This window comes from Variovorax sp. N23 (assembly GCF_025486315.1).
GTDB lineage: Bacteria > Pseudomonadota > Gammaproteobacteria > Burkholderiales > Burkholderiaceae_C > Variovorax.
This window is the reverse complement of record NZ_JAOOPY010000015.1, coordinates 115,181-139,279: the sequence shown is the minus strand read 5'-3', so window position 1 is coordinate 139,279 and position 24,099 is coordinate 115,181. Positions and strand designations below refer to the sequence as shown.

General features: G+C 68.8%; 29 protein-coding genes, 1 tRNA gene and 1 riboswitch. Of the genes, 21 read left to right on the top strand and 9 right to left on the bottom strand.

The window, feature by feature from the left end; all coding sequences use genetic code 11:
• Positions 1–194: 194 nt before the first annotated feature.
• Complete coding sequence (locus N8A90_RS20455; protein ID WP_262076891.1) at positions 195–752, top strand: sigma-70 family RNA polymerase sigma factor; 558 nt, start codon at positions 195–197, stop codon at positions 750–752.
• Positions 749–1,405 (top strand): ChrR family anti-sigma-E factor, encoded by a 657-nt coding sequence (locus N8A90_RS20450; RefSeq protein ID WP_262076890.1) that lies wholly within the window; start codon positions 749–751, stop codon positions 1,403–1,405. The genes N8A90_RS20455 and N8A90_RS20450 overlap by 4 nt, the downstream gene beginning before the upstream one ends.
• 30 nt (positions 1,406–1,435) lie before the next feature.
• Here the strand turns inward: N8A90_RS20450 and N8A90_RS20445 are convergent, their stop codons facing one another.
• From N8A90_RS20445 to N8A90_RS20435, 4 genes are all read right to left on the bottom strand, one after another.
• Positions 1,436–1,849, bottom strand: coding sequence for a DUF2177 family protein (locus N8A90_RS20445; protein WP_262076889.1), 414 nt, complete (start codon positions 1,847–1,849; stop codon positions 1,436–1,438).
• A 73-nt stretch (positions 1,850–1,922) separates the two neighbouring features.
• Entirely contained in the window at positions 1,923–2,021 is a 99-nt protein-coding gene (locus tag N8A90_RS25415; protein ID WP_316044025.1) for a DUF6134 family protein, read from the bottom strand.
• Entirely contained in the window at positions 2,018–2,878 is an 861-nt protein-coding gene (locus N8A90_RS20440; RefSeq protein ID WP_262076887.1) for a DUF1295 domain-containing protein, read from the bottom strand. The genes N8A90_RS25415 and N8A90_RS20440 overlap by 4 nt, the downstream gene beginning before the upstream one ends.
• The gene (locus N8A90_RS20435) at positions 2,878–3,981 is read right to left on the bottom strand and encodes an SAM-dependent methyltransferase (RefSeq protein WP_262076886.1); all 1,104 of its coding nucleotides are present in this window, start codon (positions 3,979–3,981) and stop codon (positions 2,878–2,880) included. Before N8A90_RS20435 ends, N8A90_RS20440 begins: the two co-directional genes overlap by 1 nt.
• A gap of 79 nt (positions 3,982–4,060) precedes the next feature.
• On the opposite strand from N8A90_RS20435, the gene N8A90_RS20430 reads away from it, so the two are divergent.
• The 9 genes from N8A90_RS20430 to N8A90_RS20390 all read left to right on the top strand — a co-directional run bounded on the left by N8A90_RS20430 (position 4,061) and on the right by N8A90_RS20390 (position 12,301).
• Complete coding sequence (locus N8A90_RS20430) at positions 4,061–4,294, top strand: hypothetical protein (protein ID WP_262076885.1); 234 nt, start codon at positions 4,061–4,063, stop codon at positions 4,292–4,294.
• Positions 4,295–4,363: 69 nt separating this feature from the next.
• Positions 4,364–5,260: a transglutaminase family protein gene (locus tag N8A90_RS20425; protein WP_262076884.1), complete on the top strand. Its 897-nt coding sequence runs from the start codon at positions 4,364–4,366 to the stop codon at positions 5,258–5,260.
• A 214-nt stretch (positions 5,261–5,474) separates the two neighbouring features.
• Positions 5,475–7,268, top strand: coding sequence for a nitrite/sulfite reductase (locus N8A90_RS20420; protein ID WP_262076883.1), 1,794 nt, complete (start codon positions 5,475–5,477; stop codon positions 7,266–7,268).
• Between the two features lie 55 nt (positions 7,269–7,323).
• A complete protein-coding gene (locus tag N8A90_RS20415) occupies positions 7,324–7,722 on the top strand; it encodes a DUF934 domain-containing protein (protein WP_262076882.1) in 399 nt (132 codons plus the stop codon).
• A 227-nt stretch (positions 7,723–7,949) separates the two neighbouring features.
• The gene (locus N8A90_RS20410) at positions 7,950–8,570 is read left to right on the top strand and encodes a phosphoadenosine phosphosulfate reductase family protein (protein WP_262076881.1); all 621 of its coding nucleotides are present in this window, start codon (positions 7,950–7,952) and stop codon (positions 8,568–8,570) included.
• A 12-nt stretch (positions 8,571–8,582) separates the two neighbouring features.
• Entirely contained in the window at positions 8,583–9,533 is a 951-nt protein-coding gene (cysD, locus tag N8A90_RS20405; protein ID WP_262076880.1) for a sulfate adenylyltransferase subunit CysD, read from the top strand.
• Positions 9,533–10,855 (top strand): sulfate adenylyltransferase subunit 1, encoded by a 1,323-nt coding sequence (locus tag N8A90_RS20400; RefSeq protein WP_262076879.1) that lies wholly within the window; start codon positions 9,533–9,535, stop codon positions 10,853–10,855. The genes cysD and N8A90_RS20400 overlap by 1 nt, the downstream gene beginning before the upstream one ends.
• Positions 10,856–10,929: 74 nt before the next feature.
• Positions 10,930–11,259, top strand: a complete 330-nt coding sequence (gene fdxA / locus N8A90_RS20395; protein ID WP_262076877.1) for a ferredoxin FdxA — start codon at positions 10,930–10,932, stop codon at positions 11,257–11,259.
• A 7-nt stretch (positions 11,260–11,266) separates the two neighbouring features.
• Positions 11,267–12,301 carry an NAD(P)/FAD-dependent oxidoreductase gene (locus tag N8A90_RS20390; protein WP_262076875.1) on the top strand — a complete coding sequence of 345 codons (1,035 nt, stop codon included), beginning with the start codon at positions 11,267–11,269 and terminating at the stop codon, positions 12,299–12,301.
• Here N8A90_RS20390 and N8A90_RS20385 read toward each other — a convergent pair.
• Both N8A90_RS20385 and thiD read right to left on the bottom strand, forming a co-directional pair.
• The gene (locus tag N8A90_RS20385) at positions 12,298–13,281 is read right to left on the bottom strand and encodes an NAD(P)H-quinone oxidoreductase (RefSeq protein ID WP_262076874.1); all 984 of its coding nucleotides are present in this window, start codon (positions 13,279–13,281) and stop codon (positions 12,298–12,300) included. The genes N8A90_RS20390 and N8A90_RS20385 overlap by 4 nt on opposite strands.
• A gap of 364 nt (positions 13,282–13,645) precedes the next feature.
• A riboswitch (TPP riboswitch) is annotated at positions 13,646–13,748 on the top strand.
• A 96-nt stretch (positions 13,749–13,844) separates the two neighbouring features.
• Positions 13,845–14,702, bottom strand: coding sequence for a bifunctional hydroxymethylpyrimidine kinase/phosphomethylpyrimidine kinase (gene thiD, locus N8A90_RS20380; protein WP_262076873.1), 858 nt, complete (start codon positions 14,700–14,702; stop codon positions 13,845–13,847).
• A 47-nt stretch (positions 14,703–14,749) separates the two neighbouring features.
• Between thiD and N8A90_RS20375 the strand changes: the two genes are divergently transcribed.
• From N8A90_RS20375 to N8A90_RS20350, 6 genes are all read left to right on the top strand, one after another.
• Positions 14,750–15,838, top strand: coding sequence for an FAD-dependent oxidoreductase (locus N8A90_RS20375; RefSeq protein ID WP_262076872.1), 1,089 nt, complete (start codon positions 14,750–14,752; stop codon positions 15,836–15,838).
• Positions 15,835–16,032, top strand: a complete 198-nt coding sequence (gene thiS / locus N8A90_RS20370) for a sulfur carrier protein ThiS (protein ID WP_262076870.1) — start codon at positions 15,835–15,837, stop codon at positions 16,030–16,032. Before N8A90_RS20375 ends, thiS begins: the two co-directional genes overlap by 4 nt.
• A gap of 6 nt (positions 16,033–16,038) precedes the next feature.
• On the top strand, positions 16,039–16,857 hold the full coding sequence (locus N8A90_RS20365; RefSeq protein WP_262076869.1) for a thiazole synthase: 819 nt from the start codon (positions 16,039–16,041) through the stop codon (positions 16,855–16,857).
• Positions 16,854–17,765, top strand: coding sequence for a thiamine phosphate synthase (locus N8A90_RS20360; protein ID WP_262076868.1), 912 nt, complete (start codon positions 16,854–16,856; stop codon positions 17,763–17,765). The genes N8A90_RS20365 and N8A90_RS20360 overlap by 4 nt, the downstream gene beginning before the upstream one ends.
• A gap of 36 nt (positions 17,766–17,801) precedes the next feature.
• Positions 17,802–19,937 carry a TonB-dependent siderophore receptor gene (locus tag N8A90_RS20355; protein ID WP_262076866.1) on the top strand — a complete coding sequence of 712 codons (2,136 nt, stop codon included), beginning with the start codon at positions 17,802–17,804 and terminating at the stop codon, positions 19,935–19,937.
• Between the two features lie 68 nt (positions 19,938–20,005).
• Positions 20,006–20,081: transfer RNA gene (locus tag N8A90_RS20350), tRNA-Asn, on the top strand.
• 135 nt (positions 20,082–20,216) lie between these two features.
• On the opposite strand, the gene N8A90_RS20345 is transcribed toward N8A90_RS20350, so the two are convergent.
• Entirely contained in the window at positions 20,217–20,450 is a 234-nt protein-coding gene (locus N8A90_RS20345; protein WP_262076864.1) for a hypothetical protein, read from the bottom strand.
• Between the two features lie 188 nt (positions 20,451–20,638).
• On the opposite strand from N8A90_RS20345, the gene N8A90_RS20340 reads away from it, so the two are divergent.
• Positions 20,639–21,160 (top strand): hypothetical protein, encoded by a 522-nt coding sequence (locus N8A90_RS20340; protein WP_262076862.1) that lies wholly within the window; start codon positions 20,639–20,641, stop codon positions 21,158–21,160.
• Positions 21,161–21,214: 54 nt separating this feature from the next.
• Here the strand turns inward: N8A90_RS20340 and N8A90_RS20335 are convergent, their stop codons facing one another.
• Together N8A90_RS20335 and N8A90_RS20330 are read right to left on the bottom strand one after the other, a co-directional pair.
• A complete protein-coding gene (locus N8A90_RS20335) occupies positions 21,215–21,418 on the bottom strand; it encodes a hypothetical protein (protein WP_262076860.1) in 204 nt (67 codons plus the stop codon).
• A gap of 220 nt (positions 21,419–21,638) precedes the next feature.
• A complete protein-coding gene (locus tag N8A90_RS20330; protein ID WP_262076858.1) occupies positions 21,639–21,788 on the bottom strand; it encodes a hypothetical protein in 150 nt (49 codons plus the stop codon).
• 669 nt (positions 21,789–22,457) lie between these two features.
• On the opposite strand from N8A90_RS20330, the gene N8A90_RS20325 reads away from it, so the two are divergent.
• Genes N8A90_RS20325 through N8A90_RS20315 form a run of 3 tightly spaced genes read left to right on the top strand, consistent with a single transcriptional unit; the run spans position 22,458 to position 24,091 of the window.
• Positions 22,458–22,988: a universal stress protein gene (locus N8A90_RS20325; RefSeq protein WP_262076856.1), complete on the top strand. Its 531-nt coding sequence runs from the start codon at positions 22,458–22,460 to the stop codon at positions 22,986–22,988.
• Positions 22,989–23,033: 45 nt separating this feature from the next.
• Complete coding sequence (locus N8A90_RS20320) at positions 23,034–23,687, top strand: BON domain-containing protein (RefSeq protein ID WP_262076854.1); 654 nt, start codon at positions 23,034–23,036, stop codon at positions 23,685–23,687.
• A 44-nt stretch (positions 23,688–23,731) separates the two neighbouring features.
• The gene (locus tag N8A90_RS20315) at positions 23,732–24,091 is read left to right on the top strand and encodes a TraR/DksA family transcriptional regulator (RefSeq protein ID WP_262076853.1); all 360 of its coding nucleotides are present in this window, start codon (positions 23,732–23,734) and stop codon (positions 24,089–24,091) included.
• The last annotated feature ends 8 nt before the right edge of the window (positions 24,092–24,099 follow it).

The following is a 24,099-nucleotide window of genomic DNA, read 5'->3' as shown; positions in this document are numbered from 1 at the left end:
GATCATGTGTCGGCCCTTCTACGCAGCCACGGCGCATTTGGATTGGTTTCGGCATCGCTGTGATCTAATTCCTGCGGGGGTGCGTACGCCAGGGCATGCACACCGCCCGACACACCACGGCGCCAGCCGCCTCGCGGATTCCACCCCGGTCGCCCTGGCTGTCGATCGTGACACTGCACCCGAGCCGCGACACGATGCCCACAAGCGAAGAACTCAACCGGTTGGCCGAGGCCGTGGCACGCTCGGCCGATCGACAGGCTTTCGCGGCGCTGTTCAAGCACTTCGCGCCCCGCGTGAAGACCTACCTCGTGCGGCTGGGCACGTCCGACGGCCTGGCCGAGGAACTCACGCAGGAAGCGATGGTGCTGGTCTGGCGCAAGGCGGCGAGCTTCGATGCGGCGCGCGCCAGCGTCTCCACATGGATCTTCACCATCGCACGAAATCTGCGCGTGGACCACTTCCGCCGCCTGGGCAACCGCATCGTCGATGCGCAGGAGCCGGACGCCGAGGAGGCGCCCGACAGCCTGCCCCAGCCCGACGAGCTGCTGCTGATCCATCAGCGGGAAGCCGGCTTGCGTCAGGCGCTCGACAAGCTGCCCGCAGAGCAGGCGCGGGTGCTGCGCCTTTCTTTCTACGAGGAGCAGCCCCATGCGCAGATCGCGCGCGAACTCGGCATCCCGCTCGGCACGGTCAAATCGCGCGTGCGCCTGGCGGTGATGCACCTGCGCCGACTTCTCGACGGACTCGAATGATGACGATCCAACACCATCCCGACGACGACCTGCTCCTTGCCCTGGCGGCCGGTAGCCTGGCGCGCGGCCCCTCGGTGGTCGTGGCCAGCCACCTGGAACAGTGCGCGCATTGCCGGCAGCGGGTCGAGACGCTCGAAGCCGTGGGCGGCGCGATGCTGGAGGCGCTCCCGCCTGCCCTGCTGGCGCCGGAAGCGCTGGCCCGCACGATGGCCGCCATCGACGCGCCGGTGGAACGCGTCGACGCGCGCAAGCCGGCACCGCACCCCGAGTTGCCGCCCGGCATGCGCTGGCCGCAATCGCTGGCCGGGTGCCGAGCCACCCGCTGGCGCTGGCTCGGCCCCGGCATGCGGTGGAGCCGCGTGACGCTGCCCGACGCCGCCGCGGCCAACGTCTTCCTGCTGCGCATCGGCGCCGGCAAGAACCTGCCGGCGCACACCCACAGCGACTGCGAGCTGACCCAGGTGCTGTATGGCGCCTTCCACGACGGACGCGCCCGCTTCGGCCCCGGCGACTTCGACGAAGCGGACGGCAGCTTCGAGCACCAGCCGGTGGTCGAGGCCGGCGGCGAATGCATCTGCCTGGCCTCGGTCGACGGGCGCGTGCTGTTCAAGGGCGCGATCGCGCGCACGCTGGGCGCGCTGGTGGGCATGTGAGTTCGGCGGCCCGCGCGGCGGGCCGACCGATCAGCGGGCCGTGATCGCCATAGTGATTCGCGCCGCCGCCGCAGCCGACACGGCCGTGACGAAGGTGCCCCAGCAGAGGTCGGCGATGGTCACGGTCCACGACCAGTCCTTGAGCGTCGCCTGGTTCGTGAGGTCGTAGGTCGCGTAAGCCATGAGCCCGAGCATCGCGCCGTAGCCCAGCGCGGTCGTCCAACGGCCGCTTTGCAGGGCCGGCGCCACCGCGAAGACCACGACACCCACGATATAGATCAGATAGAACGCCGCGGCGGGTGCCAGCGCGAAACGCTCCAGCATGATCGAGCCCATCGCGGGCCGATAGAGCCGGTCGGCCATCGTGCCGAGCCAGACGGCATCGAGCGCCAGAAAGACGACGGCCGTGGCCACGTAGGCGATGGCGTACTGCCGGATGGACATGGGGCTGCTCCTGGAATCGATGGTGCGGCACGGGTCGTGCCTGGTTTCCCTACGCATCGGGCGCGCGCCCGGATCACCGCAGGCAGTTGCCGCGCCACTGCTCAACCGCCCGATGCGTGTAGCGACAGACCGTGAGGCCCAGCAACTTGACAGTGAAACGCGCATCGCTCACCACCGTGCGCGCGTCGGGCCCTTCGGCGGCCCCGGCACGAAGGCGTTGGTGCGCGCGATGTAATCGCGGTAGGCCGGGCGACGCTCGGTGATGTCCTTTTCCAGCAGGCGCACGCCCGACACCTTGAGCAGCAGCACGGTCATCAGCAGCGGCGACACCACGCTCCACGCCGCGCCCCAGCCCGCGCCACCCAGCGCGACCAGCCACAGGCCCCACCACACGCAGGCCTCGCCGAAGTAGTTGGGATGGCGGGTGTAACGCCAGAGGCCGCGGTCCATCACCTGGCCCTGATGACGGGGATCGGCCTTGAAGCGCGCCATCTGCGCGTCGCCCACCGCCTCGAAGACGAGGCCGAAGGCCGCGAGCGCCAGCCCGGCGACGTCGAGCACGCCCCACGGCCGCATGCCGCCGATGTCGCCGATGTCGCCGAGGCCGGCCAGGAAGGGCGCCGCCACCACCCAGGCCAGCACCGCCTGCAGCAGGAACACCAGGTACAGGCTCTTCCCCCCGAAGTTCGGCTGGTTGCGCGCGCGGATCTGCCGGTAGCGCCGGTCTTCGCCATGGCCCCAGTTGCGCCAGGTGATGAACAGGCTCAGGCGCAGCGCCCAGACGCTGCCCAGCACCAGCATCCACAGCGGACGGCCGCCGGGCTGGCCGGCTTCGGGCGCCTGCAGGAAGAACACCCAACCCGCGCCGACGATGGCGATCGACCACACCCGGTCGACCAGGCTCGCATCGCGCCGCACCAGGCTGGCCACCCAGGTGAGCAGCAGCAGGCCCACCGTGAAGGCCAGGCCGGCGAAGGCCACGCCACCCGTCGATGCCGCATCCCCGAAGTACCCCGACGCCACCGGCATCACGCGGCCAGCGAGGCGACGCTCGGTGCCGACTGCGGTGCCGGCCGCATCGTCTCGACACGCACCCGCTTCTCGAACAGGTAGTGGCTGACCCACCAGCGCTGCCCGCCGTCGTAGCCGAAGAGCTCCGCCACCGACAGGAAGAACAGCCGCCACCGCACCCACCACACCGAGGCATCGGCGCCGTAGGTCTGTCGAAACAGCGGCATCAGCGTCGCCGCCCGATCGTCCATGTTGCGCAGCCAGGCCTCGGCGGTGCGCTGGTAGTGGGTGCCGTTCCAGCGCCACTGCTGCAGCACGCGCAGGTCGTCCTGGCAGTGCAGCGCAAGGTCGTCGCTGGGCATCATGCCGCCGGAGAAGAAATGGCGGCTCATCCAGTCGCTCGCATCGCGCTCGACGAAGGGGTACGGCGCCCCGCGGTAGGCGAAGACGTGCATGAAGAAGCGCCCCTCGTCGCGCAGCCAGCGGGCCACGCTGGCGAAGGCCCGCGGCCAGTTGCGCAGGTGCTCGAACATCTCGACGGACACCACGCGGTCGAAGCGCGCGGCCGTGTCGAACACGTTGATGTCGCAGGTAACGACACGCACGTTGGTCAGCCCGCGGCGCTCGGCCTCGGCCTCGATGTGGGCGCGCTGCGAATGCGAGTTCGACAGCGCGGTGATGCGGCTGCCCGGGTACTGCGCCGCCATCCACAGCGTGAGCGAACCCCAGCCGCAGCCGAGTTCGAGCACGTCCTGCCCGTCGGCCAACCCGGCGCGCGCGCAGGTGAGGTCGAGCGCGGCGGCTTCGGCGGCCGCGAGCGTCTTCACGCCTTCGGGCCAGTAGCCGCAGCTGTACTTGCGGTGCGCGCCCAGCACCTCGCCGAAGAAGGCCGCGGGCACTTCGTAGTGCTGCTCGTTGGCCTTCTCGGGCAGCGGCGCCAGCGCGGCCTCGCGCATCTCATGGAGAAAAGCGAAGGCCAGGTCGGCAGCCTCGTCCGTCGACCCGGCGCGCATCTGGGCGAGGCGGGCCTTCAGCAGGCGGCGGATGCCGATGCGCACGAGCGGGTCGGGCACCAGCCCCCGCTCGACGGATCGGAGGGCGAGTTCGGTGGCGTACGGCATGGGCGTGTCCTGGTGCAAGGCCCCCCGGAGGCGGATGGCCTGCCAGGCATACGCAGCGAGCGCCGCCCTGGATCAGTCGGTGGCGTCCCTCGTCGCCTTGCCGCGGCCCGTGGTCCGCTCCTACACGACGACTGCGCGCCAGCCGAGCACCTTCGGCCCTCGTTCGCGGCACGCTGTGCGCTGTCCGAAATCACACGCCCCCTCACACGCCCCAACTGGAACCCCGCCCATGAAAATCATCTTGTGGATCATCTTCATCATCTTTCTGATCGGCCTGGCCGTCGTGCTCGGCCTGGGCAAGTTGATCTTCTGACGCACGCCACGGGCCGTCGACATCCGCATTCGCTGGTCATCGGGCACGCTGCTCGCGCAGAATGCCCGCATGCCCATCCGCTACGACATCGTCCACACCACGGTCTACCGCTACCGCACGCCCGTGACCTTCGGCGAGCACCGCGTGATGTTCCGCCCGCGCGACAGCCATGACCTGCGGGTGCTGGCCACCGACCTGCAGGTCAGCCCCGAAGCGATCGTCCGGATGATCCAGGACCCGCACTCCAACTCCGTGGCGCTGGTGCAGCCCATCCGGCCGGCCACCGAGCTGCGGCTGGTGTGCTCGTTCACCATCGAGCGGGCCGACCTGACGCAGGACCTGTCGCTGCTGTCGCCTTCGGCCGAACACCTGCCCTTCGCCTATTCGGTGCAGGACCGGTTCGACCTGGAGCATTACCTGCGCCCCCACCACGACGACCCGGACGGCAAGCTCATCGCCTGGGCCCACCAGTTCTTCCGGCACGACGGGCCCACCGGCACGCGCGACCTGCTCGAGCGCATGAACCAGCACATCAACCAGAACTTCCGCTACGAAACGCGGGACGAGGAAGGCACGCAGACGCCGCTGCAGACGCTGGCCCTGGCCAGCGGCAGTTGCCGCGACTACGCGCTGCTGATGATGGAAGCGGCGCGGCGGCTGGGCGTGGCCACGCGCTTCGTTTCGGGCTACCTGTACGACGCGGCGCTCGACGACACCACGGTCGGCCCGGGCGAAGCGATCACCGGCGCGGGTGCGACGCACGCCTGGCTGCAGGCCTACCTGCCGGGCGCCGGCTGGGTGGCCTACGACCCGACCAACAACCTGCTCGGCAGCGGCCAGCTGATTCGCGTGGCGGTGGCGCGCGACCCGGCCTTCGCGGCGCCGGTGTCCGGAAGCTGGTATGGGGAGCGCGATGCCTACGAAGGCCTGGAAGCCACCGTCCAGGTGAAGCGCCGCCCCGGCTGACGGCGCTGCGGCCTCGCGCCGCAGGCCCGGACAGCGTGGCGCGCCCTTATCCGCACAAGGCCTTCGATCGCCCGGCAACCCGCATGGCTGCTGGTGAATATGCTTATCCGCATAATGCGCGAACCAAAAAGTAGTTGGTTTCCCTGAGCGCGACTTCTAAAGTCGATGCCCTCCGGGCGGTGCCGAATGCACCGCGCGTCAAGACCCACACACGATGTACCAATACACAGACTTCGATCGCCAGTTCGTGCGCCAGCGCGCGGCGCAGTTCCGCGATCAACTCGAGCGCTGGCAGGCCGGCAGGCTCGCCGAGGACGAATTCAAGCCGCTGCGGTTGCAGAACGGCTGGTACGTGCAGCGCTACGCCCCGATGCTGCGCGTGGCCGTGCCCTACGGCGAACTGTCGAGCAAGCAATTGCGCGTGCTCGCCCGCATCGCCCGCGAATACGACGAACCCGAGGCCGAGGTCTACCGCCGCGCCACCGAAAAGCAGGGCCTGCTGGGCACGAAGCACATGCCGACCCATTACGGCCACTTCACGACGCGCCAGAACGTCCAGTTCAACTGGATTCCCCTGGCCAAGAGCGCCGACGTGATGGACCTGCTGGCCACGGTCGACATGCACGGCATCCAGACCAGCGGCAACTGCATCCGCAACATCACCAGCGACGAGCGCGCCGGCGTTGCGCACGACGAGATCGCCGACCCGCGCCCCTTCGCCGAGATCATGCGGCAGTGGAGCACGCTGCACCCCGAATTCGCCTTCCTGCCGCGCAAGTTCAAGATCGCGATCACCGGCGCCGCCGAAGACCGCGCCGCCACCGGCTGGCACGACGTCGGGCTGCACCTGGTGAAGAACGAGGCCGGCGAGCTGGGCTTCCGCGTGCAGGTGGGCGGCGGCATGGGCCGCACGCCGATCATCGGCACCGTGCTGCGCGAGTTCCTGCCGTGGAACCAGATCATGAATTACCTGGAAGCCGTGGTGCGGGTCTACAACCGCTACGGCCGCCGTGACAACATCTACAAGGCGCGCATCAAGATCCTGGTGAAGGCCGAAGGCCAGCGCTACATCGACGACGTCGAGGCCGAGTACCAGCAGATCATCGAGCACGACGGCGCGCCGCACACCATCACGCAGGCCGAGTTCGACCGCGTGGCCGCGTCCTTCGTGCCGCCGACGCTGGCCACCCGCGTGCTGCAGAGCGCCGACAAGACCGAGGCCGAGCTGCGCCAGCACGCGGCCGACGATGTGCAGTTCGCGCGCTGGCTGGCCCGCAACGTGGCGCCGCACCAGAACCCCGCGCTGCGCGCTGTCACGCTGTCATTCAAGCGCCTGAAGCAGGCGCCCGGCGACGCGTCGGCCGACCAGCTCGACACGGCCGCGCGCCTGGCCGACCGCTTCAGCGCCGGCGAAGCCCGCGTCACGCACGACCAGAACCTGCTGCTGCCCTGGGTGCATGCCGAAGACCTGCACGCGCTGTGGCTGGCGGCCCGCGAGGCCGGCTTCGCGAGCGCCAACGTGCGCCTCTTGACCGACATGATCGCCTGCCCCGGCGGCGACTTCTGCGACCTGGCCAACGCGCGCTCCATCCCGATCGCCGAAGCCATCACCGAGCGCTACCAGGACCTGGACGAACTCGACGACCTGGGCGAGATCGACCTGCACATCAGCGGCTGCATCAACAGCTGCGGCCACCACCACAGCGGCCACATCGGCATCCTGGGCGTCGACAAGGACGGCAAGGAGTGGTACCAGGTCACGCTGGCCGGCTCCGACGGCTCCGACCTGAGCGGCGCGCCGCAGGCCGGCAAGGTGGTCGGCCCGTCCTTCACCGCGGCCGAAGTGCCGGAGGTGATCGAGGCCGTGCTCTCGACCTACCGCGACACCCGCCAAATCGTCGACGGCAAGCGCGAGACCTTCATCGACACGCTGCGCCGGGTCGGCCCCGACCCGTTCAAGGCCGCCGCCAACGGCGCGCGCTTCAAGGCCGAAGAGGTGGCCGCATGAGCCGCCGGGCCGCTCCCAAGGCGAATACCGCAGCGCGTAGCGCGGAGGTTTCCGAATGAACAAGACCCTGCAACTGATCGCCGCCGAAGACCATGTCGACGACGGCAGCCCGAAGGTGCTGCAGCTCGCGAACGACGCCGACCCGCTCGCCATCGAAGTGTGTCTGCAGGACATCGAGCGCATCGACCTGCACTTCCCGAAGTTCACCGACGGCCGGGCCTACAGCCAGGCCTTCCTGCTGCGCCGGCGCCTGGGCTTCCAGGGCGAGATCCGCGCCACCGGCGACGTGCTGATCGACCAGCTGGTGCAGATGCAGCGCATGGGCTTTTCCAGCGCCGTGCTGCGCGAAGGCGTCGACGCCTCGGCGGCCCAGCGCCAGTTCGATCGATTCGCGGCCTTCTACCAGGGCGATGCGGTGACGGCCGACCCGATCTTCAAGCGCGAACACGCCTGACGTTCCTCCGATACGCACACCCAGCCGCGCTTCGTGCGCGGCTTTTTTTTCGCGCGTTCGATGCGGGACCCGGTGACGGCCCATATCCAGGTTGACGCCCGAATCGCCCCGCAACCCGCATGAACGCTGGCGCATTTGCTTATCCGCATAAGGCGCGAACTAAAAGATCGTTTGCTTCCATAAGGCAGCTCCCTAAAGTTCGGGCTCCCCACCGAAAACTCCGCCTCATGCGCATCGATCTCGCACACGTCAACACCGAACTGGGCCGCAACGCCAGCGGCCTGGTCGACTGGGCCATCGGCCTCGGCCAGCCCGCGATCATCACGACCAACTTCCGCCCCTTCGAGGCCGTGATCCTGCACATGGTCACGCGCGCCAAGCCGGACGTGCCGGTGGTCTGGATGGACAACGGCTACAACACCGAAGCGACCTACCGCTTCGCCGACGAAGTGACGAAGCAGCTCGGGCTGGATCTGCACATCTACCTCCCGCGCCGCTCGCGGGCACACCGCGAAGCCGTGGACGGCCCCACGCCGGCGCTGGACGACCCGCGGCACGCCGCCTTCACCGAAGAGGTGAAGCTGGAACCCTTCGCCCGCGCCTTGCGCGAGACGGCGCCGAAGGTGTGGTTCACCGCGCTGCGCGCTACCGACACGGCCGTGCGTGCGCAGATGGACCCGGTCAGCATCAACCCCGACGGCCTCATCAAGGTTGCGCCGCTGCTGCACTGGTCGTCGAAAGACCTCTACGAATATTGCGAGAAGCACGGCCTGCCCAACAACTTCGACTACGTGGACCCGACCAAGGGCGAAGACAACCGCGAGTGCGGTCTGCATCTGTCGCACTGAGGAAACCCTCCGATGAACGCCCGCACCGACTCCGAACTGCTGCAACCGATGCACTCTCCCGCGCAACTGTCCAACACGCACCTCGACGCGCTCGAGGAAGAAGCCATCTTCATCCTGCGCGAGGTCGCCGCTGCCTTCGAGCGCCCGACACTGCTGTTCTCGGGCGGCAAGGACTCGCTGGTGCTGCTGAAGTGCGCCGAGAAGGCCTTCGGCACGGGCCGCCTGCCCTACCCGCTGCTGATGATCGACACCGGCCACAACTTCCCCGAAGTGACCGACTTCCGTGACTTCCGCGCCAAGGAACTGGGTGCCGAGCTGATCGTGCGCAGCGTCGAGGACTCGATGGCGCGTGGCACCGTGCGGCTGGCGCACCCGGGCGAATCGCGCAATGCGCACCAGTCGGTCACGCTGCTCGAAGCCATCGAGGAGTTCCGCTTCGACGCACTGATCGGCGGCGCCCGCCGCGACGAGGAAAAGGCGCGCGCCAAGGAACGCATCTTTTCGCACCGCGACGCCTTCGGCCAATGGCAGCCGAAAGATCAGCGCCCTGAACTCTGGACGCTGTTCAACACGCGCCTGGCACCCGGCGAGCACTTCCGCGTGTTCCCGATCTCGAACTGGACCGAGCTCGACGTGTGGCAGTACATCGAGCGCGAGAACGTCGCGCTGCCGTCGATCTACTACACGCACAAGCGGGAAGTGGTCGAACGCCGCGGCCTGCTGGTGCCGGTGACGCCGCTGACCCCGCCGCGCGATGGCGAGACGGTGCAGACGCGCGACGTGCGCTTCCGCACCGTGGGCGACATCACGACGACCTGCCCGGTCGCCAGTCTCGCGGCCGATGCCGGCGACGTGGTGCTCGAGACGCTGAGCGTCGACGTGAGCGAGCGCGGCGCCACGCGCATGGACGACATGACGTCCGAAGCCTCCATGGAAAAACGCAAAAAGGACGGGTACTTCTGATGACCGCCACCACCCTCGAATCCAACGTGGCCGCCGACACCGGCGCCGCCCTGCGCTTCATCACCTGCGGCTCGGTCGACGACGGCAAGAGCACGCTGATCGGCCGCCTGCTGGTCGACAGCAAGACCGTGCTGCAGGACCAACTGGCCGGCGTGCAGCGCGGCGGTGAAACCGACCTGGCCCTGCTGACCGACGGCCTCTCGGCCGAGCGCGAACAGGGCATCACCATCGACGTGGCCTACCGCTACTTCGCCACCGCCAGGCGCAAGTTCATCATCGGCGACGCGCCGGGCCACGAGCAGTACACGCGCAACATGGTCACGGCCGCGTCCAGCGCCGACGCCGCTGTCGTGCTGGTCGACGCGACCAAGCTGGCCTGGGCGGCCGAAGTGGGCGACGGCGAGGTCGTCAAGGGCGAGTTGCTGGCCCAGACGCGCCGCCACACGCTGCTGTGCCATCTGCTGCGCGTGCAGTCGATCGTGTTCGCGGTCAACAAGCTCGACGCCATCACCGATGCCGAGCTGGCCTTCGAACGCATCTCGAACGCGCTGAACGCCTTCGCCGCCAGCGCGGGCGTGCAGGTGGCCGCCATCGTGCCGATCTCTGCCCTCAAGGGCTGGAACGTCGTGTCGGCCCACGAAGGCTGGTGCGGCTACCAGGGCCCGGCCCTGCTCGACCTGCTCGAAGGCCTGCCGGTGACCGCGCAGGACGAAGACGTGCCCTTCGCCTTCCCCGTTCAGTGGGTCGAAAAGTTTTCGGCATCGTCCGACACCTCGCAGGGCCGCCGCGTGTTCTGGGGCCGCGTCGCCAGCGGCCACGTCGAGCCCGGCCAGCAAGTCACGGTGATGCCCAGCGGCCAGAGCGCCACGGTGGCCCAGGTGCTGGGCCACACGCGCCAGCCGAAAACGGTGCATGCCGGCCACAGCGCGGGCATCGTGCTCGACCGCGAACTGGACGTGTCGCGCGGCGACTGGCTGCTGGCGCCCGACGCCTTCACGCCGGTGCGCGAGATCACCGCCACGGTCGCCTGGCTCGACGACGAGCCGCTGGTGCCGGGCCGCATCTACTGGGCGCTGCAGGGCCACCGCTGGGTCAAGGCCAAGGTGGCGCGGATCGTCGACCGGCTCGACATCGCCACGCTCGAAGCCAGGCCGGCCACCCAGCTGGAAGCCAACGCCATCGGCGACGTGGTGCTGGCGCTGCAGCAGCCCCTGGCGGTGCTGCCCTTCACGCAATCGCGGGCGCTCGGCTCGCTCGTGCTGGTCGATACGGCCACCCACAAGACCGCGGCCGCGGTGCTGGTTCGTCCGGCTGCGGGCTGACGCTTTCCGCGAGCCCTTAAAATGCGGGGTTTCCCCCGATTTCACTACGCCGAGAACCGCCGGCACAGACTCTCATGACACACGTCGTTTCCGAAAACTGCATCCGCTGCAAATACACCGATTGCGTCGACGTGTGCCCCGTGGACTGTTTCCGCGAAGGCCCGAACATGCTGGTGATCGATCCGGACGAATGCATCGACTGCGCCGTCTGCATCCCCGAGTGCCCGGCCAACGCCATCTTCGCGGAAGAAGACCTGCCGGCCGACCAGCTCGCCTTCATCAAGCTCAATGCCGAACTGGCGCTGGCCGATGGCTGGAAGAGCATCACCAAGCGCAAGGCGCCCTTGCCGGATGCCGACGACTGGAAAGACAAGCCGAACAAGATCTCGCAGCTGGTGAAGTAAGCGCCAGATGCCGGCGCGCCCACCGATCGAGACCGACGCGCTGATCATCGGCGCCGGCCCGGTCGGGCTGTTCCAGGCCTTCCAGCTGGGGCTGCTCGAGATCCCCTGCCACATCGTCGACGCCCTGCCCCACGCGGGCGGCCAGTGCGTCGAGCTGTATGGCGACAAACCCCTCTACGACATCCCGGGCACGCCGGCGACCACCGGCCGTGGCCTGGTCGATGCGCTGCTGCTGCAGGTCGCCCCGTTCAAGCCCGAGATGCACCTGGGCGAACGCGTCGAGACGCTGGCGCGCGAGCCCGACGGGCGCTGGCGCCTGTCCACCGACCACGCCACCGAATTCCTCGCGAAGACCGTCATCATCGCGGCCGGCGTAGGCGCTTTCGTGCCGCGCCGGGTGGCCATCGAAGGCATCGAGGCGTTCGAGGGTTCCAAGCTGTTCTATCACCCCGACGATCTCGACCGCTTCGCGGGCCGGACAGTCGTGGTCAACGGCGGCGACGACTCGGCGCTCGACACCGCCCTGGCACTGGTGGGCCAGGCCGCCCACGTCACGCTGCTGCACCGGCGCGACGGGTTCCAGGCCGATGCGGCCAAGGTTGCGGCGCTGCGCGCCCAGGTCGCCGACGGCGCGCTCGACTTCGTCGTGGGCCAGCCGTCGGGATTCGACGGGAGCGAGTTGGAAGTGACGCTGCCCGACACCCGCATCGTGTCGCGTCCGATCGACGCCTTCATCGCCTGCCTGGGCATCTCGCCCCGCCTCGGACCGATCGCCGACTGGGGCCTCGAACTCGAGCGCAAGCAGGTGCCGGTCGACACCGAGAAATTCGAGACGCGCGCGCCCGGCGTCTTCGCCGTCGGCGACATCAACACCTACCCGGGCAAGAGGAAGCTGATCGTCTGCGGCTTCCACGAGGCCACACTGGCCGCCTGGGGCGCCGCCGCCCTGGTGTTCCCCGGCAAGGCGATCCACCTGCAGTACACGACGACCAGCACACGCCTGCACCAGCTGCTGGGCGTGGGTGGCCCAGTGGGCGGCTAAGGCACCGACAGGACGATCTTCCCGACGTTGAGGCCCGCCTCCATCCGGCGATGCGCCTCGGCCGCCTGTGCCAGCGGCAACACCGTGTCGATCACCGGCCGCAGTTCACCCGCGCCGAACTGCGCCAACCAGCGCTGCGCGAAGCGCCGCGTCATCGCCTGCTTCACCGCTGGCGTCCGCGACTTCATCACCGTGCCCATGATCTGCAGATGGCCGAACAGCAGCCGGTCGATCGGCATGCTCGCGCCCGCCGTGCCGCCCATCACGCCGACCTGCACCAGCCGCCCGCCGTCAGCCAGCGCACGCACGTTGCGCTCGAAGTAAGGGGCACCGACGAAGTCGATGACGACATCGACACCGCGCCCGCCGGTCTCGGCCGCGACGACCTCGGCGAAGTCCTGTGTGCGGTGGTCGATGACGACGTCGGCCCCCAGGGCGCGCACGCGATCGAGCTTGTCGCCGCTGGCGCTCGCGAACACCTGCGCGCCGACGGCGTGGGCGAGCTGCACCGCGGCCGAGCCGACGCCACCGGCCGCCGCGTGGATCAGCACGCGTTCGCCGGCCTCGAGTCGGCCCAGATGCACCAGGGCCTCGTGCGCGGTCACGAACACCTCGGGCACGGCCGCCGCCTGCGCGTCGTCGAGGCCTGGCGGCACATGCATCGCCATGCGATGGTCGATGCGCGCGATCTCGGCATAGGCGCCGCCGCCCACGATGCCCATCACGTGGTCGCCCAGCGCAAAGCCGGCCACGTTCGCCCCCATCGCGATCACCTCGCCGGCGATCTCGAGGCCCATCAGCGTCGAGTCGCCGAAGTCGGCGCGGCCATAGGCGCCACGGCGCTGGTTCAGGTCGGCGCGGTTGACGCCCACCGCGCGGTTGCGCACCAGCAAATCGTCGGGGCGGAGCACGGGCTCGGGAACGTCGGTCAGTTGCAGGACATCGGCCGTGCCGAAATCGTCGAAGGTGATGGCTTTCATGCGGAGATCAGGAAATCGGAATGAGGCGCGTGAGCCTACCCAAGACGCGCGACGTGCGCCGGTGGAGGGCCTGTTAACACTATTTCCGGAGTTGCGAAGGCATGCCCAGGCCGGCCAATCAAGGCGCGTGACGCCGCATGTGCGTCGGCACATGCAAGGAGCGCAACGCCGAGTGGTCGGCCTGGGCATACCTTCCCTTCGGGTTGCCCGGCCCAGGGGCCGTCTGCGGCGTTGCCCGCGCTTGCAAGGCTTCAGCCTTGCTGCGCCCGGGCGCCTTGCATCCAGCCCCTGGGCCGGGCAACGCAATCTCCGGAAATAGCGTTAACAGGCCCTAGAATCACCCCCGCTGCACGCAACCCGTGCAGCGATCCGCTAGGGGTGCCGACGCACACGCGTGCAACGGCTGAGAGAGTCCCTTTGAACCTGATTGAGGTAATCCTCGCGCAGGGAAGCCGGCCCGACACGCCGCAATGCCGCACCGCACGCCGGTCGCCGCGCTTGTGCTTTCGGGCCATGCCCACCTGCCAAACACTTTGCATGGAGCAAATGGATGGCACACATGATCACCGCGGCAGCCGATGCATCGGCACCGGCGCGAAGCCGTGGTTGAGCGGGCCGTGCCCGCCGCCGGTCTGCAGGCCGGCGCCCGCGGCGATCGCGCCGAGCACGTAGCGGCGCGCCAGGCCCACGGCCTCGGGCACCGCATGGCCGAGCGCGAGCTGGGCGGCGATGGCCGACGAGAGCGTGCAGCCGGTGCCGTGCAGGTTGCGGCTGGCGATGCGCGGCGATGCGTAGCGGTGGCGCGCCCCACCCGGCAGCCCGAGCACGTCGACCAGGTCGTCGCCCGACAGATGCCCGCCCTTGAGCAGCACGCCGCGCATGCCCTGCGCCAGCAGGGCGTCGACCGCACTGTCGAGCGCATCGATGCCGCCGATGCCGTGGCCGATCAGCCATGCCGCCTCGTCGAGGTTCGGGGTCACGAGCACTGCGCGCGGGAACAGCAGTTGCGTCATCCGGGCCACGGTCTCGGATGCGATCAGGCGATGGCCGCTGCTCGCGACCATCACCGGGTCGAGCACGACGTTGGGCAGCCGGTAGCGGTCGATGGCCCAGGCCACCACCTCGACGATTTCGGGCGTCGGCAGCATGCCGAGCTTGACGGCATCGACACCGATGTCTTCGACCACCGCCTGGATCTGCGCCTTCAGGAATTCGGCCGGCACGCCGTGGACACCGCTGACACCGCGCGTGTTCTGCGCGGTGAGCGCGGTGATCGCCGTCATGCCGTAGCAGCCGAGCGCCGCGAAGGTCTTGAGGTCGGCCTGGATGCCGGCGCCGCCGCCGCTGTCGGACCCGGCGATGGAGAGCACGCGGGCATAGCGCTGCGTCGGCGGCGGGTCGGTGGCGGGCGGGTTCGTCATCCCGAAAATTATGGGCGATGGGTGCGGTGCACCGTCGCGGCGATGCGATGAGTGCCTTGCCCTTCGATGCAGCCGCCGTGCTCGGCGCCGGGCTGATGGGCCGCCTGATGGCGCTCGGCCTGGCGCGCGCCGGCTGCCAGGTCGACGTGTTCGATACGGCCGGCCCGGAGGCCGACGGGGCCGCGGCGCGCGTGGCCGCCGCCATGCTCGCGCCGCTGGCCGAATCGGCCGTGGCGCCCGCGTCGGTGGTGCGCATGGGCCACCACGCGCTGGGGCGATGGCCGGCACTGCTGGCCACGCTCGACACGCCGGTCTTCTTCCAGCGCGAGGGCACGCTGGTGCTGTGGCACCGGCAGGACGCAGCCGAGGCGGCGCGCCTGGCGCGGGTGCTCGAATGCACCGGCCAACAGGTGCCCGCCCTGCCGGCGATGCAGCGCGTCGATGCCGATCGCATCGCGGCGCTGGAGCCGGCCCTGGGCACCCGCTTCGCGCAGGGCCTGTTCCTACCGGAAGAAGGCCAGCTCGACAACCGCGCGCTGCTCGGTGCGCTGCGCGCCGCGCTGGAGGCGATGCCGAACGTGCGCCTGCACTGGCAGGACGCCCGTTCGCCTGAAGACTTTTCGCCCGAACCCCATGAACGCGTGATCGACTGCCGCGGACTCGGCGCCCGCCCGCAGTGGCCGGCCGTGCGCGGGGTGCGCGGCGAGGTGGTCCGCGTGCACGCGCCCGAGGTCGCCATCACGCGGCCGGTGCGGCTGGTGCACCCGCGCTACCCGCTCTACATCGCGCCCAAGCCCGAGGGCGTGTTCGTCATCGGCGCGACCGAGATCGAGTCGGCCGACCTGTCGCCGGCCAGCGTGCGCTCGACGCTCGAACTACTGAGCGCAGCCTATGCGGTGCACAGCGGTTTCGCCGAAGCGCGCATCCTGGAAATCGCGACGCAGTGCCGGCCGACGCTGCCCGACAACCTGCCGGCGATACGCCAACCGCGCCCGCGCGTGCTGCAGATCAACGGCCTCTACCGGCACGGTTTCATGATCGCGCCCGCGATGCTGGACATGGCGCTGGAGGTGCTGGCCACCGGGCATTCGGCACTGGCCGAGCGGCTCGGCCTGCCGATGGAGACGGCGGCATGAAGGTGCTGATCAACGACACCCCGCACGCCTTGCCCGAGCCGGCCACGGTGGCCGACGCCCTGGCCGCGATGAACGCCGTGCCGCCCTACGCAGTGGCGGTGAACCGCGCGTTCGTGCCGCGCTCGGCCTATGCCGTGCACGCGCTGAAGCACGACGACCGCATCGAGGTCATCCGACCGGTGACCGGAGGCTAGAACGCCATGAACGCATCGACACCCGACGACCCGCTGGTCCTCTACGGCCAGACCTTCCCCAGCCGCCTGCTGCTGGGCACGGCGCGCTACCCCTCGCCCGACGTGCTCGAGGCCGCGGTGCGCCGCGCGCGGCCGGCCATGCTCACGGCATCACTGCGCCGGCAGACCGCCGTGCCCGGCACCGGCGGCCATGACGACAACGGCTTCTGGCGCCTGCTCAAGCAACTCGGCGTGCCGGTGCTGCCCAACACCGCCGGCTGCCACGGCGTGCAGGAAGCCATCGCGACCGCGCAGATGGCACGCGAACTGTTCGACACGCCGTGGATCAAGCTCGAGCTGATCGGCGACGACTACACGCTGCAGCCCGACACGCTGAACCTGGTCGACGCCGCCGCGCGGCTCATCCGCGACGGCTTCCAGGTGCTGCCCTATTGCACCGACGACCTGGTGCTGTGCCAGCGCCTGGTCGACGTCGGCTGCCAGGCCGTCATGCCATGGGCCGCGCCCATCGGCACCGGCAGGGGTCCGATGAACCCGTATGCGCTGCAGTTGCTGCGCGAGCGGCTCGACGTACCACTGCTGGTGGACGCCGGCCTCGGCCTGCCCTCGCATGCCTGCCAGGTGATGGAGTGGGGCTACGACGGCGTGCTGCTCAACACCGCCGTGGCGCTGGCGCAAGACCCTGCCTCGATGGCCGGCGCCTTCGCCGACGCGGTGCGGGCCGGCCGCAGCGCGCACCGCGCGGGCGCGATGGCGGCGCAGGCATCCGCACAACCCAGCACGCCGGTCCTCGGCACGCCCTTCTGGCATCACGACGCCGCATGAACGACATCACTCCACACGCCGCCGAGATCGTCGCCGCGCATGCCGGACGCTTCGGCACGGTCATGCCGCCACCGGTGCAATTTCGCTCCGAGCATCCGGTGTACCGCGCCGCCAAGCTGGCCTGCATGACGCTCGGCTTCATCGACGCCGATGCCGAATGCCTGGCCTGTGCCTGGCATGCGCAGAGCGTGCGCACCGGGCGCTTCGACGCACGGGCCTGGCCCGACGCACCGGCGGATTTCGGCATGGGCGCCTTCCCGCCCGGCGCACGCAGCGACGCCTTCGCGCCCTGCCCCGAGCGCCTCGGCCTCTATGCCGTGCTGCCCGACGCCGCCTGGGTCGGCCGCATGGCGCGCGCCGGCGTGCCGACGGTGCAACTGCGCTTCAAGTCGGCCGACGCCGGCGCCATCGACCGCGAAGTCGCCGCTGCCGTCCAGGCCGTGCAAGGCACCGGCGCGCGGCTCTTCATCAACGACCACTGGCGGGCCGCCATCGCCGCGGGCGCCTACGGCGTGCACCTCGGGCAGGAAGACCTCGAGGCGCTCGCACCCGACGACCTGCGGCGCATCCGCGCGGCCGGCCTGCGGCTGGGCGTGAGCACGCACGGCTATGCCGAGATGGTGCGTGCCGACACGGTGAGCCCGAGCTACATCGCGATGGGCGCCGTCTTCCCCACCACGCTCAAGCAGATGGCGACGGCGCCACAGGGCGTGGCTCGCCTCGATGCCTACGCGCGGCTGCTGCGCGGCTACCCGCAGGTCGCGATCGGCGGCATCGATGCCGAGCGGCTGCCGGCCGTGCTCGCCACCGGCGTCGGCTCGGCCGCGATGGTGCGTGCGCTGATCGCGGCCGACGACCCCGAAGCGATGGCCGCGCGATTGAACGCCGCCATCGCCGCGGCGCACTGAATCCCGATGACTTCCTTCCCCGTACCCAAACATTCCATGCACACCCCTCGCCCCACCTCCATCGCCCTGGCCGTCGCGGCCGCCCTGCTCTCGATGACGGGTGCCGTCGCGCACGCCCAGGAGGCCACCCTGGCCCCCGTCACCGTGGACGCACGCAGCACGCCGCCGCAGGCCGACATCAGCGGCTTCGGCGATCTGCCGCTGAAGGACGTGCCGATCTCCGCCACCGTCATCGACAACCGGCAACTGCAAGCCAGCGGCGCGCGGCGGCTCGCCGACCTCACGCAGTTCGACCCGTCGGTGACCGACGCGTACAACTCGGCGGGCTACTGGGACTACCTGACGGTGCGCGGCTTCGTGCTGGACAACCGCTTCAACTACCGGCGCGAGGGCCTGCCGATCAGCGCCGAGACGGCCATCCCGCTCGACAACAAGGAGCGCGTCGAAATCCTGCGCGGCACCAGCGGCATCCAGGCCGGCACCAGCGCACCGGGTGGCCTGGTCAACTACGTGGTCAAGCGACCGACCGAGCAGGACCTGCGCGAGGTGCGCACCGAGGTGTCGGGCCGCGGCAGCGTGCTCGGCGCGGTCGATCTGGGCGGGCGCTTCGGTGAAGACCGCCAGTTCGGCTACCGGATCAACGTCGCGACCGAAGACCTCAAGCCGCGCACCTTCGCGCTCGACGGCGAGCGCCACCTGTTTTCGCTCGCCACCGACTGGCGCATCACGCGCGACTCGGTGATCGAGGCCGAGATCGAATACAGCAAGAAGACGCAGCCGAGCCAGAACGGCTTCAGCCTGCTGGGCAACACGCTGCCGGCACCGGTCGACCCGCGCATCAACCTGAACAACCAGCCGTGGTCGCAGCCCTCGGTGTTCGAGGGGCTGACCGGCACGCTGCGCTTCACGCAGGCGATCAACGCCGACTGGCGCTGGAGCGCGCAGGTCGGCCAGCAGCGGCTCAAGAGCGACGACCGGCTCGCCTATGCCTTCGGCTGCGGCGCCGAGGGCAACTACGACCGCTACTGTTCCGACGGCACCTACGACGTCTACGACTTCCGCAGCGACGATGAGCGCCGCACGCAAACCGCGGGCAATTTGAGCCTCAAGGGCAACGTGATGACCGGCAGTGTGCGGCACGAGCTCACGATGGGCATCATGGCGAGCCGCGTGCGCAACCGCTTCCAGGACCAGGCCTACAACTACGTCGGCACCGGCAATGTGTGGGGCACGGCGATCGTTCCAGCCGACCCGACGCTGACGGATGCCAACACCAACCGCGACGAGCGTTCGACCGAGTTGTCGCTGCAGGATGCGATCCGCTGGAACGACCGCTTCACCACCTGGCTCGGCGTGCGCCACACGCGGCTCGACCGCGACAGCGTGCGCACCGATGGCTCCCGCCCCACAGGCTACAAGGACGGCCTCACGACGCCCTGGGTCGCGGTCAGTTATGCGCTGCAGCCGGGGCTCATGGCCTATGCCAGCTGGGGCGAAGGTGTGGAATCGCAGGTCGTGCCGAACAAGGTGTCGCAATACAGCAATGCCGGCGAGGCGCTGCCGGCCCTCACCTCGCGTCAGCGCGAGCTGGGCCTGAAGGGCACCTCCGGCGCGCTCAACTGGCAAGCGGCGCTGTTCGACATCTCACGGCCCGTGACCAACATCGACAGCTGCAACAACACGGGAGCGTCGTGCACCGGGCAGTACGACGGCAAGGCAGAACACCGCGGCCTCGAACTCAATGGCGACTGGACGCAGGGCCCATGGCGCCTCGCGGGCGGCCTGACGCTAATCGATGCGAAGCGCAGCGGCAGCGGCGACACGGCGATCAATGGCCAACGCCCCACCAACGTACCGCGCCAAGTCCTCCGGGCACAAGCGGCCTACCGCATCGCCACCATCCCCGGCCTCGAGCTGCAGGGCCAGATGTCGCACGAGGGTCGCCGCAACGTCCTGCCGGACGGATCGATCACGCTGCCCGCATGGACGCGCTTCGATGCGGCGCTGCGCTACGACACGAAGATCAGCGGTGTGGCCACGCGATGGACCTTCGGCATAGAGAACCTCGCCGACAAGCGTTACTGGAAAGAGTCGCCCTACCAGTACGGCCACGTCTACCTCTTTCCCGGTGCGCCGCGGACGCTGCGACTCGCCGTCACGGCAGCGTTGTAAAAACTTTGCAGCGCAACATCGCACCTCTTCAAAGAGGCCCAAAAACCACGCTATAATCTGAGGCTTGTTCCTCGATAGCTCAGTTGGTAGAGCGCCGGACTGTTAATCCGTAGGTCCCTGGTTCGAGCCCAGGTCGAGGAGCCAAAATTAGCCGCAAGGCGACTGAATGCCCCGCTACTCACGTAGCGGGGCATTTTCATTTCCGACATCCGATCTGAAAAACCGCCGAGCGCACCCAGTCGCCGCACGCAGCGCGGGGTGGCCGCGCCGAAGATCCCTTTACATCCACCGCGCCGAATAGCTCGGACTGGTGTCGCGCACCCGCTCCTTGCCACATGCCTGGCACACGTAAGTCTCCAGTGCGCCCGCCGCGCGCCGGTTCAACGTCTCGGCCCACGGCTTGGCACTCAGCAGGCGCAGGGATGCATGCGGCGGCGTCTCGCGGGCCGAGTGCTTCACCAGTTCCACGCACAGCGGACAAGCACTCGTCGTCAGGGAAGCTTCGGGGGACATGAGGGGGCTCGATCATGTGGTTGGCCCCGCCGACATGGCGGGACATGCGCAAATGCTAACGGCTCGGCGATGAGTACCTTGGTTCGCTTTAGCGATACATTGCGTGAAATACGCCCGTTTTCAGGAACACGAAGGTATTCATTTTCGACGGCTTCGGGTTTCCAATAGAGGCCTCTGCCCGAATCCCGATGACCACCATGTCCGATGCTTCGCAACCCTTCTCCTTCGAGTATTCCCTCGGCGCGCTCGAGGTGACGGCCTGCGATCTGGTGGTCACCACACCGCAGTCACGCGATCCGATGGCCGACGAGACGGTGCGAAAGGTCTTGACGCTGTTGAAGGAGCAGCACGGCACCGACGCGGCATTCGTCGCCGAACTGCGCGACGAATCCCCGCTAAGGCCTGCGACGATCATGCCGCCACGCAGCGGATTCCATGACGATGCGACGGGCGACGTCTATGTGCTGGCCGTCTGCCGGCAGGTGTTCGGCCCGTTGGGGCGGTGCTTCATTCGTGTTCCGGTGCTGCTGGCCGACGGCCGAAACTATGGCACGCTCTATGCGCCCTGCAGGAGCCTGAGCGAAGAAGAACGCCGGCGCGACGCCGCCCTGGTCGAGATGACGGCGCAGCTCACGGCGCGTCTGGTGGATGCTCGGCGTGTGTCGGCGCGCTCCCGGGCTGCGAGCGAAGCACAGCCGCAATACGCCTGAAGAAGACCGGTGCCGTGAGCGGGCCGAGGAGTCCGCGACAGGGCGCCGAGGCGCTCAGAGTCCGCCCATGAAAGTCGAGGGCTCGCCGGCACCTTCGGCCGCGGCATAACGGGCCGATTCCTCATCACCCGGTCCGTTGGAGAACACGAGCGTTGCCAGTGCCAGGGCGAAGCACACCAGGATGGAAACAAAGCCGAAGCTGTAGACCAATGCGGCCATCGCCAACGGACCCAGAAGAAGTGCGATGAGTTTGTGCATGTCCGCATCATGCGGACAACTCGAGAAACGCTGTGTGATCAATGTCACAGATGCCTCCTCGTCCTACACCCGCCGCCACAGATGCTCGTCCACGTCATCGAGCATCGAGGTCCAAAGCACTACAGATGCGCCACAGCGGCGTGCCACGGCGCAGACAAGCCGCGCTCAGCATCCAAGAACCGGCGAACGCCCAGCGGGCCGGCCCTGCGCGCGGCGGGAATCAATCGGGCTCGTCCAGGGCGGCGATGGTCGTCTCGACACGCTCGGCCATCTTCTGTTCGAGATGTCCCCATCCACGGTAGGTCGGCACGATCGTGAGCCACCCGATGCCGATCACACAGAACAACGCCACAAACAGTTCGAAATCCATCGCAGCCTTACGGTACCCCTCGTCGAAGGGGAAGAATCAAGCACCGAGTACCGATTCCGTCCGAGACAGGGAAACGATGGCTGCGGCGCAAAAAAGAACGATCCGGCCAACGCGGCAAGGCTGCCACGGGCCCCTCCCGGCGTCAGCGCTCCTCGAGCCGTCTCACGACGCCAAGACCCGAGAACCATGCGTCGATGGGGCTGTTGTGGCCCCGCTCCCCCATTTCGCGGGGTCGGAAACAAAGCAGCTCTCCGGGCATCGTGACTGCCTCGAGCAAGACATAGTGAAACTCGCCTTCCTCCAGCTCGTTCACACTCAGTGCCAATCGTCCAGAACTCGTCATAGTGCTTCCGGTGAATCTTTGATGACGGGTTTGTAGTCGCTACCGCCACGAAGGCCGAGGGACTTTTTCGCGCTTATGCATCGCCAGGAGTTGCGACCCCTTGTTTAAGACACATTTCATGACACTTTCCGCAATATGTTGCATTGTGAAGTGCTTTGTCAAGCAGCGGCCGTGCCGAGCGCCACGGCCCGAACGGGCCCCAGCCCTGCGTGCGGTCGTCGTTCAGCCGCGCACCCGGCGCTGCCCCCCGATGGCTTGACGCGCGTCAAGCCGTCGTCACCCTCCGGCTTCCATACTGAACGCCTTCCTCACCACGGAGCGCCTCCATGTACCAACGAATCCTGGTTCCCGTCGACGGCAGTCCGACGTCCGATCGCGGCCTGCAAGAGGCCATCCGCCTCGCGCGCCTCACCAACGGCAAGTTGCGGCTGATCCACGTCGTGGACGACCTGTCCTTCGCACTCGCCATGGACGCCTACTCCGGCTATTCGGGCGACTGGATGAGCGCCCTGCGCGAGGGCGGCCGCAAGGTGCTCGAGGACGCGAAGGCCCAGGTCACCGCTGCCGGCCTGGAAGCCGAGACGGTGCTCTACGACAGCGTCGAAGGCCGCGTGCACGAACTCACCGTGTCCGAAGCCAAGACGTGGCCGGCCGACGTGATCGTCATCGGCACGCACGGCCGCCGCGGCGTCGGCCGCCTGGTGCTGGGCAGCAGCGCGGAATATGTGCTGCGTCTGTCGCCGGTGCCCGTGCTGCTGGTGCGCGCCCCGGAGCCACCGGCCGAACCGGTGCGGGAGACCGCCGACGAAAAGCCGCTGCGCGTCCACCTGCCCAGCGGCGCGCTGTCCATCGAATAGCCGCCGCGCCATTCCCCCCTCACTTCGACCCACCCGGAGACCCCTATGAAAGCCGATGCACAACTCCAACGCGACGTCATGGCCGAACTCGAATGGGACCCGGCCATCCAGGCCACGACGGTCGGCGTGATCGTCAAGGACGGCGTGGTGACCCTCACCGGCCAACTCGCCAGCCACGCCGAGAAAGAGGCCGCCGAACACGCGGCACAGCGGGTCCGGGGCGTCAAGGCGCTGGCCATCGACCTCAGCGTCAAGCTGCCTGCCGACGCCGAGCGCAGCGACGCCGACATCGCCCTGGCGGCCGAACGCGGCCTGATGTGGCATGTGCTCGTTCCGAAGGACAAGGTGCGGGTGATGGTCGACAACGGCTGGATCACGCTCGACGGCGAAGTCGAATGGCGCTACCAGCGGCAGGCGGCCGAAAGTGCCGTGCGCAACCTGATGGGCGTGACCGGCGTCACCAACGCCATCCACATCCGGCCGCGGCTCGACCCGCACAACGTCGAGAAGAACATCCACGATGCCCTGGCGCGCCAGGCGGACCGGCAGGCGAATCACGTCCAGGTCGGGGTGCGCGGCTCCGAGGTCACGCTGAGCGGCGTCGTGCATTCGTGGACCGAGCGCGCCGCCATTCAGGGCGCCGCTTGGTCGGCCCCCGGCGTCACCGCGGTGATCAACGACCTCATCGTCGAAGCGTAGCGGCCGCGCCCGCCGCCCCCGCCCCGTCATTCAGGAACTGCACCATGAAGCACCTCAGCCCCTCCGACCTCGTCAGCCTCGCCGGTCAGCTCGAAGCGATGCGCCGTCAGGCCCTCGACGAACTCCGCGAGGTCGACGTGCCTACCGAAGTCGCCCCCGAGGTGCATGACCGGGCCGACGAAGCCGAGACCGAGCGTGTCGACGACATGCGCATGGCCGAAGCGGCGATCGACCGTGCCACCGTGCGGGATATCGCGCTCGCGGAGCACCGCATGAGCACGGGCGACTACGGCGTGTGCATCGATTGCGGCGAGGACATTCCGCGCGCCCGGCTGTTCGCGCAGCCCACGGCCGTGCGCTGCGCGGCCTGCCAGACCGCGTTCGAGGCGCACACGCCCCACTGATTCCCTGG